This is a genomic window from Rhizorhabdus argentea, assembly GCF_037861105.1.
Lineage (GTDB): Bacteria > Pseudomonadota > Alphaproteobacteria > Sphingomonadales > Sphingomonadaceae > Rhizorhabdus > Rhizorhabdus argentea.
This window is the reverse complement of sequence record NZ_JBANFK010000002.1, coordinates 157,306-174,121: the sequence shown is the minus strand read 5'-3', so window position 1 is coordinate 174,121 and position 16,816 is coordinate 157,306. Positions and strand designations below refer to the sequence as shown.

At 64.4% G+C, this 16,816-nt stretch carries 11 protein-coding genes; 4 read left to right on the top strand and 7 right to left on the bottom strand.

Annotation, left to right across the window (positions count from 1 at the left end):
* The first annotated feature begins 9 nt into the window (after nucleotides 1-9).
* Both AAC645_RS02300 and AAC645_RS02295 read left to right on the top strand, forming a co-directional pair.
* Nucleotides 10-489 (top strand): Lrp/AsnC ligand binding domain-containing protein, encoded by a 480-nt coding sequence (locus tag AAC645_RS02300; protein ID WP_340313524.1) that lies wholly within the window; start codon nucleotides 10-12, stop codon nucleotides 487-489.
* Nucleotides 490-568: 79 nt separating this feature from the next.
* Nucleotides 569-2,374, top strand: a complete 1,806-nt coding sequence (locus AAC645_RS02295; protein ID WP_340313523.1) for a diguanylate cyclase — start codon at nucleotides 569-571, stop codon at nucleotides 2,372-2,374.
* Between the two features lie 25 nt (nucleotides 2,375-2,399).
* On the opposite strand, the gene AAC645_RS02290 is transcribed toward AAC645_RS02295, so the two are convergent.
* The gene (locus tag AAC645_RS02290) at nucleotides 2,400-5,423 is read right to left on the bottom strand and encodes a calcium-binding protein (protein WP_340313522.1); all 3,024 of its coding nucleotides are present in this window, start codon (nucleotides 5,421-5,423) and stop codon (nucleotides 2,400-2,402) included.
* A gap of 392 nt (nucleotides 5,424-5,815) precedes the next feature.
* On the opposite strand from AAC645_RS02290, the gene AAC645_RS02285 reads away from it, so the two are divergent.
* Nucleotides 5,816-6,901 carry a GGDEF domain-containing protein gene (locus AAC645_RS02285; protein ID WP_340313520.1) on the top strand — a complete coding sequence of 362 codons (1,086 nt, stop codon included), beginning with the start codon at nucleotides 5,816-5,818 and terminating at the stop codon, nucleotides 6,899-6,901.
* A gap of 72 nt (nucleotides 6,902-6,973) precedes the next feature.
* Here the strand turns inward: AAC645_RS02285 and fghA are convergent, their stop codons facing one another.
* Both fghA and AAC645_RS02275 read right to left on the bottom strand, forming a co-directional pair.
* Nucleotides 6,974-7,816 carry an S-formylglutathione hydrolase gene (fghA, locus tag AAC645_RS02280; RefSeq protein WP_340313519.1) on the bottom strand — a complete coding sequence of 281 codons (843 nt, stop codon included), beginning with the start codon at nucleotides 7,814-7,816 and terminating at the stop codon, nucleotides 6,974-6,976.
* A gap of 10 nt (nucleotides 7,817-7,826) precedes the next feature.
* Complete coding sequence (locus AAC645_RS02275; RefSeq protein ID WP_340313518.1) at nucleotides 7,827-8,936, bottom strand: S-(hydroxymethyl)glutathione dehydrogenase/class III alcohol dehydrogenase; 1,110 nt, start codon at nucleotides 8,934-8,936, stop codon at nucleotides 7,827-7,829.
* A 100-nt stretch (nucleotides 8,937-9,036) separates the two neighbouring features.
* Between AAC645_RS02275 and AAC645_RS02270 the strand changes: the two genes are divergently transcribed.
* A complete protein-coding gene (locus AAC645_RS02270) occupies nucleotides 9,037-10,017 on the top strand; it encodes an alpha/beta hydrolase family protein (RefSeq protein ID WP_340313517.1) in 981 nt (326 codons plus the stop codon).
* A 15-nt stretch (nucleotides 10,018-10,032) separates the two neighbouring features.
* Here the strand turns inward: AAC645_RS02270 and AAC645_RS02265 are convergent, their stop codons facing one another.
* From AAC645_RS02265 to AAC645_RS02250, 4 genes are read right to left on the bottom strand one after another with little or no spacing between them, the layout of a single operon-like run.
* Nucleotides 10,033-13,575 carry an error-prone DNA polymerase gene (locus AAC645_RS02265; protein ID WP_340313516.1) on the bottom strand — a complete coding sequence of 1,181 codons (3,543 nt, stop codon included), beginning with the start codon at nucleotides 13,573-13,575 and terminating at the stop codon, nucleotides 10,033-10,035.
* A complete protein-coding gene (locus AAC645_RS02260) occupies nucleotides 13,572-15,104 on the bottom strand; it encodes a Y-family DNA polymerase (RefSeq protein WP_340313515.1) in 1,533 nt (510 codons plus the stop codon). The genes AAC645_RS02265 and AAC645_RS02260 overlap by 4 nt, the downstream gene beginning before the upstream one ends.
* Nucleotides 14,995-15,789 carry an ImuA family protein gene (locus tag AAC645_RS02255; RefSeq protein WP_340313514.1) on the bottom strand — a complete coding sequence of 265 codons (795 nt, stop codon included), beginning with the start codon at nucleotides 15,787-15,789 and terminating at the stop codon, nucleotides 14,995-14,997. The genes AAC645_RS02260 and AAC645_RS02255 overlap by 110 nt, the downstream gene beginning before the upstream one ends.
* 60 nt (nucleotides 15,790-15,849) lie before the next feature.
* Nucleotides 15,850-16,812: an EamA family transporter gene (locus AAC645_RS02250; protein WP_340313513.1), complete on the bottom strand. Its 963-nt coding sequence runs from the start codon at nucleotides 16,810-16,812 to the stop codon at nucleotides 15,850-15,852.
* Between the last annotated feature and the right edge of the window lie 4 nt (nucleotides 16,813-16,816).

Here is a 16,816-nt window from a genome sequence, read left to right as displayed (position 1 = left end):
GGATGAACCATGCCAGCTGCACCGAAGCATGTTCCGATCGACGAAACCGACCGCCGGCTGCTGCGGGTGCTGCAGGAGGATGGCCGAATCACGAACCAGGCGCTTGCCCAGCGCTGCGGCCTCTCGCCGGCGGCCTGCTTCGACCGGGTCAAGCGACTGCGCGAGCGCGGGGTAATCACCGGCTATACCGCGCTGCTCGATCCCGGGAAACTCGACCAGGCACTGATGATCTTCATCGAGGTGCTGCTCGACCGCACCACCGACGATGTCTTCACCGCCTTTTCCGAACATGTACGCCGGGTGCCCCAGGTGATGGAATGCCACATGGTCGCCGGCGGCTTCGATTATCTGCTCAAGGTCCGCGTCTCCGATATGGCAGCCTATCGCAGCTTTCTCGGCGACATCCTGACCGCCATGCCGGGCGTGCGCGAGACGCGGACCTATGCCGTGCTGGAGGAGGTGAAACTGACGACGCGGCTGGCGGTATAAGCCGCTGAAATAGCGGACCGGTTGCCCCTCCCGATAATATCTTAGTAGCGCATTAACCACATCGCGATAAGCGGGTGGGATGCGCATCAGCACCATCACCAACTTCGCCTATGGCGCGACATTGCTGTTGACCGGAGTTTCCGCAATTGCGTTCGTCACCTCGGCCAGCGCCATTCTCGAAGAACGGGTGGCTGTGCAGCAGCGGGCCGAGCTTGACGATCTGGGCGACGACCTGGCCATCTCGGCAGAGAAGCGCTCCGACGAAGCCCGGCTCTATACAATGCGCGGCAATGAGCGCCATCTGCGTGCGTTCCGGCACGAAGAGCAGGTAGCGAAAACCCGGGAACGGACTTTAGCCCGGCTGCGACAGCGCGAACTCACCCCTGCAGAAATGCTAGCGCTCGACGAAGCGGAACAGAATATCGGCGAACTCGATGTGATCGAGGGAGCCGCGCTGGTGCAAGCTGAACGAGGCGCGCAACCCGCCGCGGCGAAGATACTGTTCGGTCCGGATCACGAGCGTGCCCAGAAGGGGGTGATCGAGCCGATCGTGCGCTTTCGCTCACTGGTCAATGTTCGGACTGGTGCCGAAGTTCAGGCAGCGAAGATCAAGAGCGACCGCTACGCCGATATCGCCAGGACCATGCTTGGGCTGACGGCCGCACTGTTCCTGGGCGTGCTCTATTTCGTGCTGCGCCGCAGGGTCTCCATGCCGCTATCGCGCCTGACCGGCATCGTCATGCGGCTTGCCCGGCAGGATTACAGCGTCGAGGTTCCGCCTGATCGCCGCCGCGACGAGATCGGCGAAATGTCGCAGGCGATCGGGATCTTCCGCGATAACGGGCTGGAGCGCGAGCGGCTCGAAGCCGAACGCGCGGCCGAGCAGAGAATCAAGGACGCCATCCTGCAGATGATGCACCGGCTCCAAGCGACCAACAGCCAGGACGAACTTGCCGAGGTGGTCACCTGCTTTTCCCCGCAGACCTTCCCGGACCTGCCCGGTCATCTCTACGTTCTGGACCAGCATCGGCAAAATCTGGTACTCGCCGGAAGCTGGCTTGATCCCGTAAACCAAACGGTCTCGCTCCCAGCCAGCGCCTGCTGGGGTCTTCGCCGGGGCCGGCCACATCTGAGCGGGCGCGACGATATTGCCTGCCCTCATGTCGAGCATGTCGAGCGATCATCGCTATGCGTGCCCCTGACCGCGCAGGGCGATGCCATTGGCCTTCTCTATTTCGAAGCACCTGACGACGCCGAAGCGACCGTCGAGAGCGCCCGGCTCTACATGGAACTGATGGCCGAGAATATCGGACTGGCGCTGGCCAATCTGCGGCTTCGCGAACGCCTCACCAACCTGGCCGCGCGCGATCCGCTGACCGGCCTGCTCAATCGCCGCAGTCTCGATGACGCACTCAACCAGCGAGCACGCGAGGCGCATCCTGGCCCATGCAGCTGCCTGATGATCGACATCGATCATTTCAAGCGCTTCAATGACGAGTTCGGCCACGACGCTGGGGACATGGTCATGCAGCACGTGGCCGGCATGATGACGGCCGCTGTCGGCGATGCCGGAGGAACCTTCAGATTTGGCGGCGAGGAGTTCACCATCCTGCTGCCAGATGCGGACGAGGAGGCAAGTGCAGCCCTGGCCGAGCAACTGCGCAAGCAGATACGCGCAGCTGCGCTCGCGTTCCGAGGCCATATACTCGGCCATATCACGGTTTCGATCGGCGTTGCCGCGACCCCGGCGGGCGGCATAGCGTTCGCCAGCCTCGTCGCCTCGGCCGATGCGGCCCTGTTGGCTGCCAAAAGCCATGGACGCGACCAGGTCATGACCGCCTCTCGACTTCAGCATGAAGATGCGCAGGATGGACGGGCGGCGTGAGGTCAATCCGAAACTGAAAAACCTGTTAGACAAAATCCGCCGTGTCGATCAGCGTCGTGTTCGCGAGGCCGACCAACTTGATGGCTTGAAGAGAAGAGTCGGGCCCCAGATCATAGAAAAGAAAGGCGTCGCCACCGACACGAAACACCACGACACTACTGCTTCCCTGTGTTCCGAGCATCGAATCCGCTGCAACAGCGGCCGAGATGAAATTGACAAAGGCCGATCCGCCAAGCACCGCCAGGGGTGTTCCAAAACTCAGCCTGATATGATCGATACCATTGGCAAAATCGGTAATGACATCGGTCAAGTACGCCGCGCCCCCGGTGGTCGCGAACGAGGCTTCACCGCTCCCGAAGTAGAATATGTCTGCTTCCGCACCACCGGTCAGCACATCGCTGCCAAGCCCGCCCTGCAGGCTATCCGCACCGAGATCGCCGAGAAGAACATCGTCGCCAGTCCCGCCGTCGATGCGGTCTCCTTCCTGGCCACCCCGGACAAAGTCATTGCCATCCCCGCCTGAGATGACATCGGCTCCGCGGTTGCCGTTGATCGTGTCGTTACCGGTGCCACCGATGATCGTGTCATCGTCAGCGCCACCATTGATTCGATCGGAGCCGTTGCCGCCGTCCAGAACATCGCTGCCCGCATTTCCCTGGAGGTAGTCCGACCCGTCACCGGCTATGATTTGATCGGCTCCGTCGCTGCCGCCGATGGCGGATTGTCCATACAGATGGTCGTTTCCGTTTCCGCCGTACAAAATATCCGCGCCATCCCCGCCATAGATGACATCATGGTCGTCGCCGCCCGTCAGCCGGTCATTGCCCACACCCCCCTCGAGCGTATCGTCGCCGGTTCCACCATCCAGCACGTCGGCGCCATCAAGGCCGCGCAATATATTCGCGCGCTCGTTGCCCGTCAGACTGTTGCCAAACTCATTGCCCGTCAGGTCCAGCGCCGACCCGGTCGCCGTCACCGCTTCGATCTCCTGGCCGACGGCAAGCGTCCAGGACACGCTGGTCAAGACCCGGTCGCTGCCGCCGCCTGCTGTTTCGACCACGCTGTCACCAGCATTGTCGATGACATAGTTGTCGTCGCCTGTACCGCCGGTCATTATATCCTGGCCGGCGCCCCCATCGAGGGTGTCATTGCCGCCGGCGGCGATCAGCACGTCCGAACCATCGAGCCCACGCAGTATATTGGCGCGATCATTGCCGGTGAGACTGTTGGCATATTCATTGCCGGTCAGATCCATCGTGATTCCCGCGGCCGCCGTGATAAGTTCGACCTCCTGGCCAGCGCCGAGCGTCCACGACAGGCTTGCAGTGACCTGGTCGTTGCCCCCACCGACGCCTTCCAGCACAGCGTCAGCAGAATCGTTAACGATGAAGCTGTCTTGTCCGGAACCACCCGTCATGATGTCTGCGCCGGCTCCGCCATCGAGCGTGTCGTTGCCGAGACCGCCATCGAGCGAATCGTTGCCGGCGCCGCCATTCAGGACGTCTGCACCGTCCAACCCGCGGAGCGAATTGGCGATACCATTTCCGGTCAAGCTGTTGGCCAAACCATTGCCCGTACCGTTGATGGCGGCGCTTCCGGTTAGCACCAGATTTTCGATGGCATCCCCGAGCGTATAGGATGGAAGCGTCGTTTCGATGCTGTCGATGCCTCCGTCTATCGTCTCAACCACCGAGTCACCGACAGCATCCACGAAGAAGGCATCATTGCCGGAACCGCCCGTCATCACATCTGCGCCAGCCCCGCCGTCGAGCGTATCGCTGCCGTCGCCGCCGTCCAGCATGTCATCACCTGCGCCGCCGTGAATTGCATCTCCACCGTCGAGTCCGCGGATTGAATTGGCGAGGGCATTACCCTTCAGAACGTTGTCGAGCGCATTACCGGTGCCGCTGACTGCGCTGCTGCCGGTCAGCGTCAGATTTTCGAGATTGGCACCGAGCACATAGGAGGCGAGGGTCGTATCGATCCGGTCGATGCCGCCACTCGCGCTCTCGGTCACCGTGTCGCCGGTGGCGTTCACGACGAAGATATCGTCCCCTGCGGTCCCTGTCAGCGCGTCAGCACCGGCCGTTCCCTTGATCGCCAGATCCATGATCTGCAAACGCCCGAGATCCGACGTGTCGGAAATCGCCAAATACCGCCCGTCACCGTAGAGTTTAAGCTGGCTGCCATAGCCGATACCGTTGTGCCACTCAGACGTTCCGACATCGTATCGGGAAACTTCAGTCCTGGCCGCAACGTCGTATTTGACCACCTGTCCAACATCGATTTGGTACACGAATAGATTTCTGCCGCTGGGATCGAAGGTGAGACCATCAACTCTACCACCAACATCGAAGTTCGCTGTGTAAACAATGTGCGATGTACTGGCATTTATCGTATAGAGATTGATGCTTCCATAGTAGATGAACTGTGCAATCATGCCTGTCTTGGCATTGACTGCCTGACTGCCGAAATTGAAACCATTCGCCGGCGACTGATAATCATCCCCCTGGGCGACGATCTTTCCCGCCCGATCGTCATAGACGAGGAGTGGGCCATTTGAGATCCCCGGTTCGGCCAACAGGGTGAACGGGCCGTCCTCCGCCATCACACTGTTGTTCGAATAGTAGACGGAATTGAGGACGGAACTGAACGCGCCGGTGTCGAGATCGAACCGCTGGACAAGGGGCTGCCCGCCCGTGACCAGCGCGTTATGCGCGTCCACGATTTCGACATCGTAAAATGCGCCACCCGCGATGTTCGTCGTCTGCGCAGCGCCGGTTGCGGTGGAGACTTTGTAGATGATGGATTGGCCGCTCGCAGGCGATCGCTCGGTTGCGAGAAGATAAGTTCCGTCTTCCGAAACGCTGAGGCCGCCGAGGCGGGTACCCACCTGCCAGCTTGACAGCGGCTGCAAGGTGTTAAGATCGTAACTGGCGATCATGCCGGTGCGAGTGGCGACATACAGCTTGCTTTCGTCGCCTGAAATCGCGACGTCCGCGACACCGCTTGAGCGGAGCATCGTTATATCTCGAACTTCAAGCGCCACGAACTTCCCCCGAAAAATAAGCGTTTCGTCGCTAAGCAGATCGTCAGCTCCGTAAAGAGGAGGCAGATCGCCCTCAGAACATTGTCAGCCCCAGAGCATCAAGGTCTCAGTCGAGCCGACATGCCACGTTTATGGGCCTTGGCGGAGAGAACGATGGTCCTGCTACAGGAGTCTCATCCATATCGGAGTGTTTAGCCGCTCCCAACAGAACCTGGCCTGTCCCGCATTGAGTAGCTCCCGCGGGTCCGCGGCATCCGTGCGATTCCGCACGACTGCGCCTAAGCCATCGCGCTTATGGTAATTTCCTTAAACGACAACCCGTTCGCCATTGGGAAAATCCGAGAGACCTTTCAGACGGATCAACAGCGATGATCAATGGTGCGGATGCACGCATGACCGACGCCATCTATGTCGAGCTCGTTCGCGGCCTGCTCTCGACGCTTTTGCTGACGCTCATCTCCGGCTTTGCCTTCGCGATTGTCGGCGCCGCAGCCATTGTGGAAAGTCGCGACACCATCCTCCTGGTCCTGTGGACGACGTGTGTGACGGCTGCGTTCGTGCGCGCCGCGGTATTGCTGGCCTATCGGCATTGCCATGATGGGCCGCTTAGCGCCCGTCGAGCAGGTCAGATCGAACGGCGCTTCGCCTGGTCCTATATGGCGTTCGCCGCCGCGTTCGGAGCTTTCATGGCGCGGGCTTTTGCGCTGGGCAGCGCCGACCTCCGGCTGCTGGTGGTCGGAATGGTCTTCGGCCACGGTGCCAGCGTAGCGGCGGGTGCCGTGTTGCGACCATGGATCAGCTTGCCTGCCGTGCTTCTGAGCGTCCTCCCGACCATCCTCACGACCTTCACCATCGAAGATCTGAAATTGTGGAGTGTCGGCGCGCTGACGCTGTTGTACATGGGCGGCGGCATAGCGGCGATGCTGCGCCGCTATGGAGCGACGGCCAGACGCATTTCGCTCGAAAAGCTTTTTGACACGGTGAGCGCCCGGGACGAGCGGACCGGTCTGGCAAATCAGGTGGCACTGGCGCGGCATTTCGAGGAAGTGTCGTCGATACATAGGCCTGGGCTATCCGTCGCGGTGCACGTCCTCCATCTTGATGGGTTCGAGGATATCAACAGCCGCTATGGATATCTGGCGGGCGACGCTCTGCTGAAAGAGGCGGCCGAGCGCCTGGAGCGGCTCCTATCGAACAATGACTTCGCGGCGCGGCTCGGCGGCATCCGCTTTACTGTCGTGCAGGCCGCTTTGGATAGCCCGCGCCAGGCGGAGGTGCTTGCGTCCGAAATCCACCAGGCGCTTTCCCATCCTTTTGCCGCATCGGGCGACGGAATCCGGCTCACGCTCAGCGTCGGATATTCTCTCGTTCCTCAAAAAGATTCCCAATTGGAGGCGGTGCTGAAAGAGGCTTGCCAAGCCTGCGATCGCGCCCGCCTCGCAGGGAGCGGCGTGGCCCGCTCGTTCGCCGTCGACTAGAGGGAGGAGGAAGAGGCGCCTCCGCGCAGCCGTTGGAAACTGAGCAGCCGGCATGTTCCAGGTGCGGCTCGTTCACCCCAGCCGCTGCGCGTGCCAGCGCAGGTGATCCTCCATGAAGGTCGAGATGAAATAATAGCTGTGGTCGTAGCCGGGCTGCAGCCGCAGGATCAGGTCGATCCCGGCGGCTGCGCAGGCGGTCGACAGCAGCTCGGGCCGCAGCTGCTCGGCCAGGAAGCTGTCGGCGTCGCCCTGGTCGACGAGCAGATCCGCGACGCGCGCGCCATCCTCGATCAGCGCGACCGCGTCATGCTTGCGCCACATCGCGGGATCGAGCCCAAGATAGCCGCCGAGCGCCTTCTGGCCCCACGCCACCCGGCTCGGCGCGACGATCGGCGCGAAGGCGGAGATGGCGCGGTAGCGGGCGGGGAAGGTGAGCCCGATGGTCAGCGCGCCATGGCCGCCCATAGAATGGCCCATGATCGACTGCCGTTCCATGTCGGCGGGGAAATGCTGGGCGACCAGGGCGGGAAGCTCCTCGGTGACGTAGCTCCACATCCTGTAATGCTGGGCGAAGGGCTCGACCGCCGCGTCGACGTAGAAGCCGGCGCCCAGCCCGAAATCATAAGCGCCGGCCGGATCGGCGGGCACATCCTTGCCGCGTGGTGAAGTGTCCGGCGCAACGAAGATCAGACCGAGTTCAGCGCAGGCGCGGCGATATTCGCCCTTCTCGGTAACGTTGGCATGGGTGCAGGTCAGCCCCGACAGATACCAGACGACCGGCAGCTTCCGGCTCGCGGCTTGCGCTGGCAGATAGACCGAGAATGTCATGTCGGTGCCGGTCGCGGCGCTCGCGTGCTTGTATACGCCCTGCACGCCGCCGAAAGCGCGGGCGATGCTGACGGTCTCGATGCTCATGCCGCGACGCTCAGTAAACGACGACCGAGCGGATGCTCTCGCCGGCGTGCATCAGGTCGAAGCCCTTGTTGATCTCCTCGAGGCTAAGGACATGGGTGATCATCGGATCGATCTCGATCTTGCCGTTCATGTACCAGTCGACAATCTTCGGCACATCGGTGCGTCCTCGCGCTCCGCCGAAGGCGCTGCCCTTCCACACGCGCCCTGTCACGAGTTGGAAAGGCCGCGTGCTGATCTCTTTGCCGGCCTCGGCCACGCCGATGACCGTCGAAACGCCCCAGCCGCGATGACAGGCCTCGAGCGCCTGGCGCATCACCGTCGTATTCCCGGTGCAGTCGAAAGTGTAGTCGGCGCCGCCATCGGTCAGTGCCACGAGGTGCTGGACGATGTCGCCTTGCACATCGCTCGGATTGACGAAGTGGGTCATCCCGAACCGGCGGCCCCATTCCTCGCGGGCGGGATTGATGTCGACGCCGACGATCTTGTCGGCGCCCACCATCCTGGCGCCCTGCAGCACGTTGAGGCCGATTCCGCCGAGGCCGAATACGATGACGTTCGAGCCCGGCGTCACCTTGGCGGTGTTGACCACCGCGCCCACGCCCGTCGTCACCCCGCAACCAATGTAGCAGCTCTTGTCGAACGGCGCGTCCTCCCGGATCTTCGCGACCGCGATCTCGGGCAGCACGGTGAAATTCGAGAAGGTCGAGCAGCCCATATAATGGAAGATCGGCTGCCCCTTGTAGCTGAACCGGCTCGTTCCATCGGGCATCAGCCCCTGCCCCTGGGTCGCCCGGATCGCGGTGCACAGGTTGGTCTTGCCCGACAGGCAGCTTTTGCACTGCCGGCATTCGGGTGTGTAGAGCGGAATCACATGGTCGCCGGGCTTCACCGAAGTGACGCCGGCGCCGACCTCGCGCACGACGCCCGCACCCTCATGTCCCAGGATCGACGGGAAGATGCCCTCGCTATCGAAGCCGTCGAGCGTGTAGGCGTCGGTGTGGCAGATGCCGGTCGCCATGATCTCGACCAGGACCTCGCCGGCCTTCGGACCTTCCAGGTCGAGCTCGACGATCTCGAGCGGTGTCTTGGGCGCGAACGCGACGGCGGCGCGGGTTTTCATGTCGGTCCTCCGGAGTTTCTCGGAAGCGTTAGCCGGTTAGGCTATCATCGGGAAGCCTGCCTCGGCCTCGCGCAAGCGGCGGGCCTCTTTCATTTGCGTTATGGCCTCGCTCGATGGAATCGGCCACATAGCCGCCGATATGCGGCTGATAGGCTTTACCATTGCCCTGCTCGCTTCGTTGCTCGGGCCGGGCGTTGGACATGCCGCGTTACCGATCACCTTGTGCGAAGGCGTCTGGCTCGATGCGGTGCGGAGCCGTCCGGTGCCGGTGCGGATCCGCATGCCTGGCGGTAGCGGCAAGGTCGGGGTGATCCTGTTCAGCCATGGTCTCGGCGGGTCGCTCGATGCCGGAGCGATCTGGGCGCATGGCTGGGCCGAAGCCGGCTTCGCGGTGATCAACATCCAGCATCGCGGCACGGACAACGCGATCTTCGGCAAGCCCGGCTTCCGGTCGGCGCTCAACGGCGAGCAGCTGATTTCACGGGTGCGCGACATCCAGTTCGTGATCAGCGAGCTCGGCCGACGGAAGGCGCAGGACCGGTGCGATCTCGACCGCATCGATCTCAGGCGAATCGGCGTGGCCGGCCACAGCTTCGGTGCGCAGACGGTCCAGGCGATTGCCGGGCAGCGCTTTCCGTTCGCCATCGAGCCACCTCTCGGCGATCCGAGAGTCCGCGCCGCCGTGGCGCTGAGCCCTTCGCCGCCGCTCAGCGGCTCTCCCGAGGTGGCTTTCTCGACGGTTCACATCCCCTTCCTGTCGATCACAGGTACCGAGGACGCGATTCCCTTTGTCACGCCGATCACCGCACGACAGCGCCAGGAACCGTTCCGACTCATGCCAGCCGGCGAAAAATATCTGCTGGTCTTGCAGGGCGGCACCCACGAGATGTTTGCCGGCCAGGTCATCCACACGATGCTCAATGGCGAGCCTACGCCATATATCCGCGAAACCGTGATCGCCGCGACCGTCGCGTTCTGGCGCGCCACGCTCGACGATGACCGGGCGTCGCTGCGCTGGCTGCAAAGCCCGGAGGGCCTGCGCGCCGAACTGCGGCCTAGGGACGTGTTCGAGAGCAAATAGAGCCGCGAGCTCCGCCTAATGAAAATCGCGTGACCTCGGCACGATGCGTACGTCGCGCGGGTGGCTGCCGCGCTCGACGTGGCTGCGCGGCGCCTGCGGGTGCTCGAACTCGTCGGCGCGCGCCAGCGCGATCGTGGGGCTATGGTCCTCGGACAGCCGGCTGAGCTCGGCAGTGCGATCATGGACGCGGGACGCCATCAGGTGGACAACGCCCTCGGGGCTGCGCTGGATCTCGCCCTCGACTACCATCAGCCGCGACGCCATCACCGCATGGCGCTGGATTTCGAACAGCCGCGCCCAGAGCAGAACGTTGGTGATCCCCGTCTCGTCTTCCAGCGTGATGAAGATCGCCTTGCCCTCCCCCGGTCGCTGGCGGACCAGGACGACACCGGCGACTCGCGCCTGCCGCCCGTTGCGCGCCTCGCTTGCTTCACGGCAGCTCAGCACCCCTTCGCGCCGGAAGCCCTCGCGCAAGAACTCCATCGGATGGCCTTTGAGCGACAGCCGGGTCAGCTGGTAATCGGCGGCGACATGCTCGGACATCGGCATGGCCGGCAGCATGGCATCGGGCTCCTCGCCCAGTTCTCGGGCCTTGGCGGCGGCGAATAGCGGCAGTTCGCCCTCGGGAGTCCGCCGCGCCTCCCACAGAGCAGCGCGGCGGTCGAACCCGATCGAGCGGAAAGCATCGGCATCGGCAAGCAGGCGGAGTGCTCGGAGTGGCAGCGATGCGCGCCGGGCAAGCTGTTCGATGCTATCGAAGCGTCCACTGGCGCGGACCTTGCCGATCGCCTCGGCCCAGGCCTGACGGAACCCGTCGATCTGGCGCAGGCCGATCCTGAGCGCCAGGCCGCTGTCTCGCGCCGGTTCGAGGCTGTTGTCCCAGTTGCTCGCATTTATGTCGATCGCGCGCACCTCGACGCCATGTTCGCGGGCGTCGCGGATGATCTGCGCGGGAGCGTAGAAGCCCATCGGCTGCGAGTTGAGCAGTGCGCAGGCGAACACCGCCGGATAGCGGCACTTGATGTAGGAGGAGGCGTAGACCAGCAGCGCGAAGGACTGGGCATGGCTTTCGGGAAAGCCATAGCTGCCAAAGCCCTCGATCTGCGCGAAGCAGCGCTCGGCGAAGTCGCGGGGATAGCCGCGGGATGCCATGCCCTCGATCATCTTGGTCTTGAATTGCGGCATGGTACCGACATTGCGGAACGTCGCCATCGCACGGCGAAGCTGGTTCGCTTCGCCATCGGTGAACCTCGCCGCGACGATCGCCAGCTTCATCGCCTGTTCCTGGAACAGCGGCACGCCCAGCGTCTTGCCGAGCACCTCCTCCAGCTCATTGGGATCGCCCAACCCCCGTGCGGGCTTTGGATAGTCGATGTTCAGCCGCCCCTCGCGCTGTTCCTTGCGCCGCTTGAGATAGGGGTGGACCATGCCGCCCTGGATCGGCCCCGGCCGCACGATCGCCACCTGCACCGCCAGATCGTAGAGATTGCGAGGACGCAGCCGCGGCAGCATGTTGATCTGGGCGCGACTCTCGACCTGGAAGACGCCGATGCTGTCGCCTTTGCACAGCATGTCATAGACATCCTGCTGGTCTTCCGGGACCGTATAGAGCTCGTATTTCGTGCCGATATGCGTCTCGATCAGATCGAACGCCTTGCGGATGCAGGTGAGCATGCCGAGCGCCAGCACATCGACCTTCATCAACCCGAGCGCGTCGATATCGTCCTTGTCCCATTCGATGAAGGTGCGCTCGTCCATCGCGGCGTTGTGGATCGGCACGGTCTCATCGAGCCGATCCTCGGTCAGCACGAAGCCGCCGACATGCTGCGACAGATGGCGCGGGAAGGTCAGCAGCTGCTCGACCAGCATGTTGAGCCGCGCGATCTCGACATTGCCGATGTCGAAGCCGGTCTCGTGAAAACGCCTCTCCTCCATCTTCGAGGAGAAGCTGCCCCAGATCGTCGAGGTCAGCTTCGTCGTGACATCCTCGCTCAGCCCCAGCACCTTGCCGATCTCGCGCACCGCGCTGCGCGGCCGGTAGTGGATCACGGTGGAGGCTATGCCGGCGCGATGGCGGCCATAGCGCGCATAGATATGCTGCATCACCTCCTCGCGCCGCTCATGCTCGAAATCGACGTCGATGTCGGGCGGCTCGTTGCGGTCCTCCGAGATGAAGCGCGAGAACAGCAGCTTGTGCTTGACCGGGTCGACCGAGGTGATGCCGAGCACATAGCAGATCACCGAATTGGCGGCCGATCCCCGCCCCTGGCAGAGGATGCCCTTGCTCCGCGCGAACTTCACGACATCGTGGACTGTCAGGAAATAATAGGCATATTTGGCTTGGCGGACGAGCTTGAGTTCGGTTTCCACCAGCTCGGCGACCTCGGGCGCCGGATCCTCGCCATAGCGTTCGCGCACCCCTTCGGCGACGAGATGCTCTAGCCAGGCCTGCGGCGTCCAACCGGACGGAACGGGCTCATGCGGATATTCATATTTGAGCTGCCCGAGATCGAAATCCACCCGCTCGATCAGCCGCAGGCTTTCGGCAAGCGCCTCCGGATAGTCCCTGAACAGCCGCGCCATCTCGGCGGCGGACTTGATGTGGCGCTCGCCATTGGCGGCGAGCCTTGTCCCCGCCTCATCGAGCCTGAGGCCGAGGCGGATGCAGGTGACAACATCGTGGAGCGGGCGTTGCTCGGCAGTGGCGTACAAGGCATCGTTGGTGGCGATCAGCGGGATGCCGATCTCGCGCGCGAGCTTGGCGTGCCGTGTGATGCGGCGGCGATCGGGACCGGAATAGGATGTGGCGAGCCCCAGCCAGACGCGTTCAGGAGCGGCCTGCTTGAGGATCGATAACGTCTTTCCCAGACCGTCGCCCCAGCCCTTCGACGGCCTGCAAGGCAGGCGCTCAGGATAAACTTCAGCCAAAGGCTGAAGGCTGGAATCCATGTCTGTCTTCACCAACGAGAGCTTGGGTCGTGGACTCTCAACCCCACATCCTGCCGCTCGAGACATGGATCCCAGCCTTCGCTGGGATGACGGAAGAGGGGAAAGGAATGACTCTGGAACCAGCGGCCCATGCCAGTGCGGATGCAGCCTCGCACCGACGTCGCCGACCTTCAGCCCCTCCCCCGCCGGCATCACGATCAGCAGCAGATCCTCGAGATGATCGAGCAGGTCGCTCAGAGTGAGGACGCAATCGCCCTTGATCGCCCGCCGGTTGCCGGTGGTGAGGAGCAGGGTCAGCCGTCCCCAGCCGCGCCGGGTCGCGGGATAGGCGACGATGTCGGGGGTCCCGTCGGCGAAGACCAGCCGCGCGCCCGACACCAGCTTGAAGTCGATATCGGGCTCGCCATCCGCTACCAGCTTCGCGCGGGCATCGCGTAGCGCCTTCCACGCGCGCACCACGCCGGCCACTGTGTTGCGATCGGCGATGCCGATGCCGGCATGGCCCGCCGCGATCGATGCGGCGACCATGTCCTCGGCCGCCGATGCGCCGCGCAGGAAGGAGAAGCTGGTCGCCGCGACCATTTCCGCGAAAACGGGAGCATCGGTCATGCGAACAGGCCGTGGATATACCAGGCCGGGGTTCTGGCCTCGCGGCCGTAGAGGCCGTGACGGAACAGCCAGAAGCGGCGGCCCTGCCTGTCCTCGACCCGGTAATAGTCGCGCGCCATCCCGGCATTGTCGGCGCGGCGCCACCACAGCGCGCCGATCCGCTCGGGCCCCTCCGCCAGCACGATATCGTGCATCCGCTGCCGCCAGCGGAACTGGCGCGGCGGACCATCGGGCACCGAGGCGAGGACCTCGATCGGCTGAGGCGGATCGAAGAGGTGTGTCGGGCGCATGGGCGGCTCGCCGGGTTCGGGCGATGGCCAGCCGCCGGGCGGCGCCTCTCCGACCGCGGGAAAGGCAAGCACTGCCTGCTCGGGGATATGACTGTCGCGCGGCGCGAACCGCCGCACCCGATTGCGCCCGAGCCGGGTCGACAGCCGGTCGAGCAACTGGGCGAGTTCGCCCTCGGCCAGCGCGCCGCCTTCGAGTGGCAGCTGGAGCGGGGCCAGCGGCTCGAACAGCGGCACCGACAACCGCACCAGATCAAAGCCGAAGCCGGGATCGACCGGATCGGACAGTGTCTCCAGCCGCTCGTTGAACAGCCGCATCAGCAGCGGCACGTCGCGCACCGGCAATCCGGTTTCGATCCGCAGGCTGCGCACCAGCCCGTCGGTGCGAAACAACTGGGCCTCGAAGCGCCGGCCGCCGCGATGCGCCCCCTCCATCCGCCGCGCGGCCTGCTGCGCCAGAGCTTCGATCGCGGCAAGTGCGGGATCGACATGACCGATCGGCTCGGCGAAACGCCGTTCGAGGACGAGCGCGGCTTGCGGTCGCCGCGAAGTGATGCGGATGTCGCGCCCGCCCGCGATCCGGTCGAGCCGATCGGCGGCCTCTTCCCCAAAGCGCGACGACAGCAGCTGCGACGGCCGCGCGCTGAGATCGGCGAGGCACTTGAGCCCAGCGCGGCGCAGCGCCATCGCCTCCCCGGCTTCAAGGCCGAGGGCTTCGACGGGCAGCATGGCCGTCGCCTCGGCAGGATAATGCGCCAGCGCATGCGCCGCATCGGGCGTATCGGCGAGCGCGCTGCGGACAAGCATGCCGAGCCGCTGCAGCCGCGCCACCAGGTCCTCGCGCAACACCGCCTCGCCGCCGAACAGATGCGCGCAGCCGCTGATGTCGAGGATCAGCCCGTCGGGCGGATCGAGCGCCACCATAGGCGTGTAGCGGTCACAACCGTCGGCGATCCGCTCCAGCCAGTCGGCATCGGCGCGTGTGTCGAGATCGGCCACTCCGAGATCGGGCATACGCGCCCGCGCATCGGCCAGGCTGAGGCCGGGCGCCAGCCCGAGCGCCAGCGCCGCGCGGTTAACCGCGGCCAGGCGCATCGCGCCCTTGTGCTTCTCGACCAGCGCGAACGGCGCGTCAGGCGGAAATCCGCTCTGGACCGACTCCGTCCGGATCGCCCGCGCCAGCCGGTCGGCCGGCAGGAAGGGAAAGCACAGCGCCAGATAGCGTCGCTTCCCGGAAGACATGCTCGTCACGATTCCACTCCAGACAGGCGCGCACCCCGGCCAGCCCCCCGCGATGCCGCAGCAATTCGATTTCGATCGCCGGATGGCCGGGCGCGCCGGCATCAAGCGCCGCCGACGCCAGTGATCGCACCCGCCAGCGGCTATAGGCGGCGCTCGGTACCGGCTCCGCCTCGGCGCGTAGCAGCAGCACGGTCACACCCGATTTCTCGGCCGCGACCGAAAGCCGCCGGCTCACCGTCAGGTCAAAGCCGCGCGCCGCCTTCCATGGCTCGATCAGCACCGCCGCGACGTCGGCGCAGCGCACCGCATCACCCGCGGTGCGCAGCAGCGCCGCCTCGTCCGGCGCGACGATCTCGATCAGCCGCGACGGATCGAAGCCGAGATTGGCAAGCCCCGGCCCATAGAGCGCGCCACCGGCCCGCACCGCGCCATCCTGCCGCAGCCAGAGCAAGGGCCCTTCCCCCAGCCGCATTGCCAGCATCAGCGCGACCCCGGCCAGGGCCGCGCGATCGTCCGATTCGGCAGCAAACAGCTCGTGCAGCTTGCCGCACGGCAATCCGCCCCCCAATTGCGCGTCGAGCGACCCGGCCCCAAGCGCAAACAGCGTGGCTTCCGGAGGCCTCGGCCCCTCGAGCGCACAGATGCGCGATCTCAGGGCGGCCAATAAGACCGGCGACTCATCCATAGTTCTTGTTTTGTTCTTATACTCCCTTCGACAAGGGAGGAGTCAAGGATGCACTATCGGTTAGCTCGTCGCCCCACACCGCCAGGGATATCCGGGCAGCTTCGCCGCGAGCGGCCAGAGGACGTTGATTGCCAATCCGCCGATCACCAGCGCCGCCGCTGCTAGCTTCCATGAAGGCAGCGGCTCGCCGAGCAGCAGCGCCGAGGCGCCCATGCCGAATACCGGGACCAGCATAGCCGTCGGCGTGATCGTCGCGGCGGGGTGGCGCGATAGCAACCACCCCCAGGCGGCGTAGCCGAACAGGGTGTTGCCGATCGACTGCCACAGCACCGCTGCCCAGGCTGCGGGTCCGGCATGCGCGATCGCTGCGCTGATAGCGGGCCAGCCCTCCATCAGCAGCGAACCGATTAACAGCGGCGGGATCGAGAACAGGCTCGCCCAGACGACGAAAGCCAGCATGTCGGTGGCGCCACTAGCCTTGGCGACATGATTGCCCCCGGCCCAGCTCATTGCAGCGACCAGCACCAGGCCGAGCCCCAGCGGCGTGGCGTTGCTGTCGCCATGCTCGACGATGATCGCAATGCCGATCGTCGCCATCACCAGCGCAAGGATCTGGAAGGGCCGCACCTTTTCCCCGGTGAAGACCATCGCGAGCCCGATCGTGAAGAACACCTGGCTCTGCACCACCAGCGAGGCGAGGCCCGGCGAGATATAGCCATGCATCGCGATATAGAGCAGCCCGAACTGGCCGAAGCCGATCAGTACGCCATAGGCGGCCAGCGCCTTCCACGAAACCGCCGGCCGGCGAATGAACAGTGCCGCGGGCAGCAGCGCGAAGCAGAAACGCAAGGTTGCGAACAGCAAGGGCGGCAGATCGTCGAGCACGATCCGGATCACCACGAAGTTGGTGCCCCAAACCGCGACTACCGCGAGTGCCAGCAGCAAATGGCGCAGCGGCAGGCCCGGCGATGGAGCGGTGGCGTTCATCTGGCGGGCATATCGGGCAGCCGGCAGGAACGCCATCCGG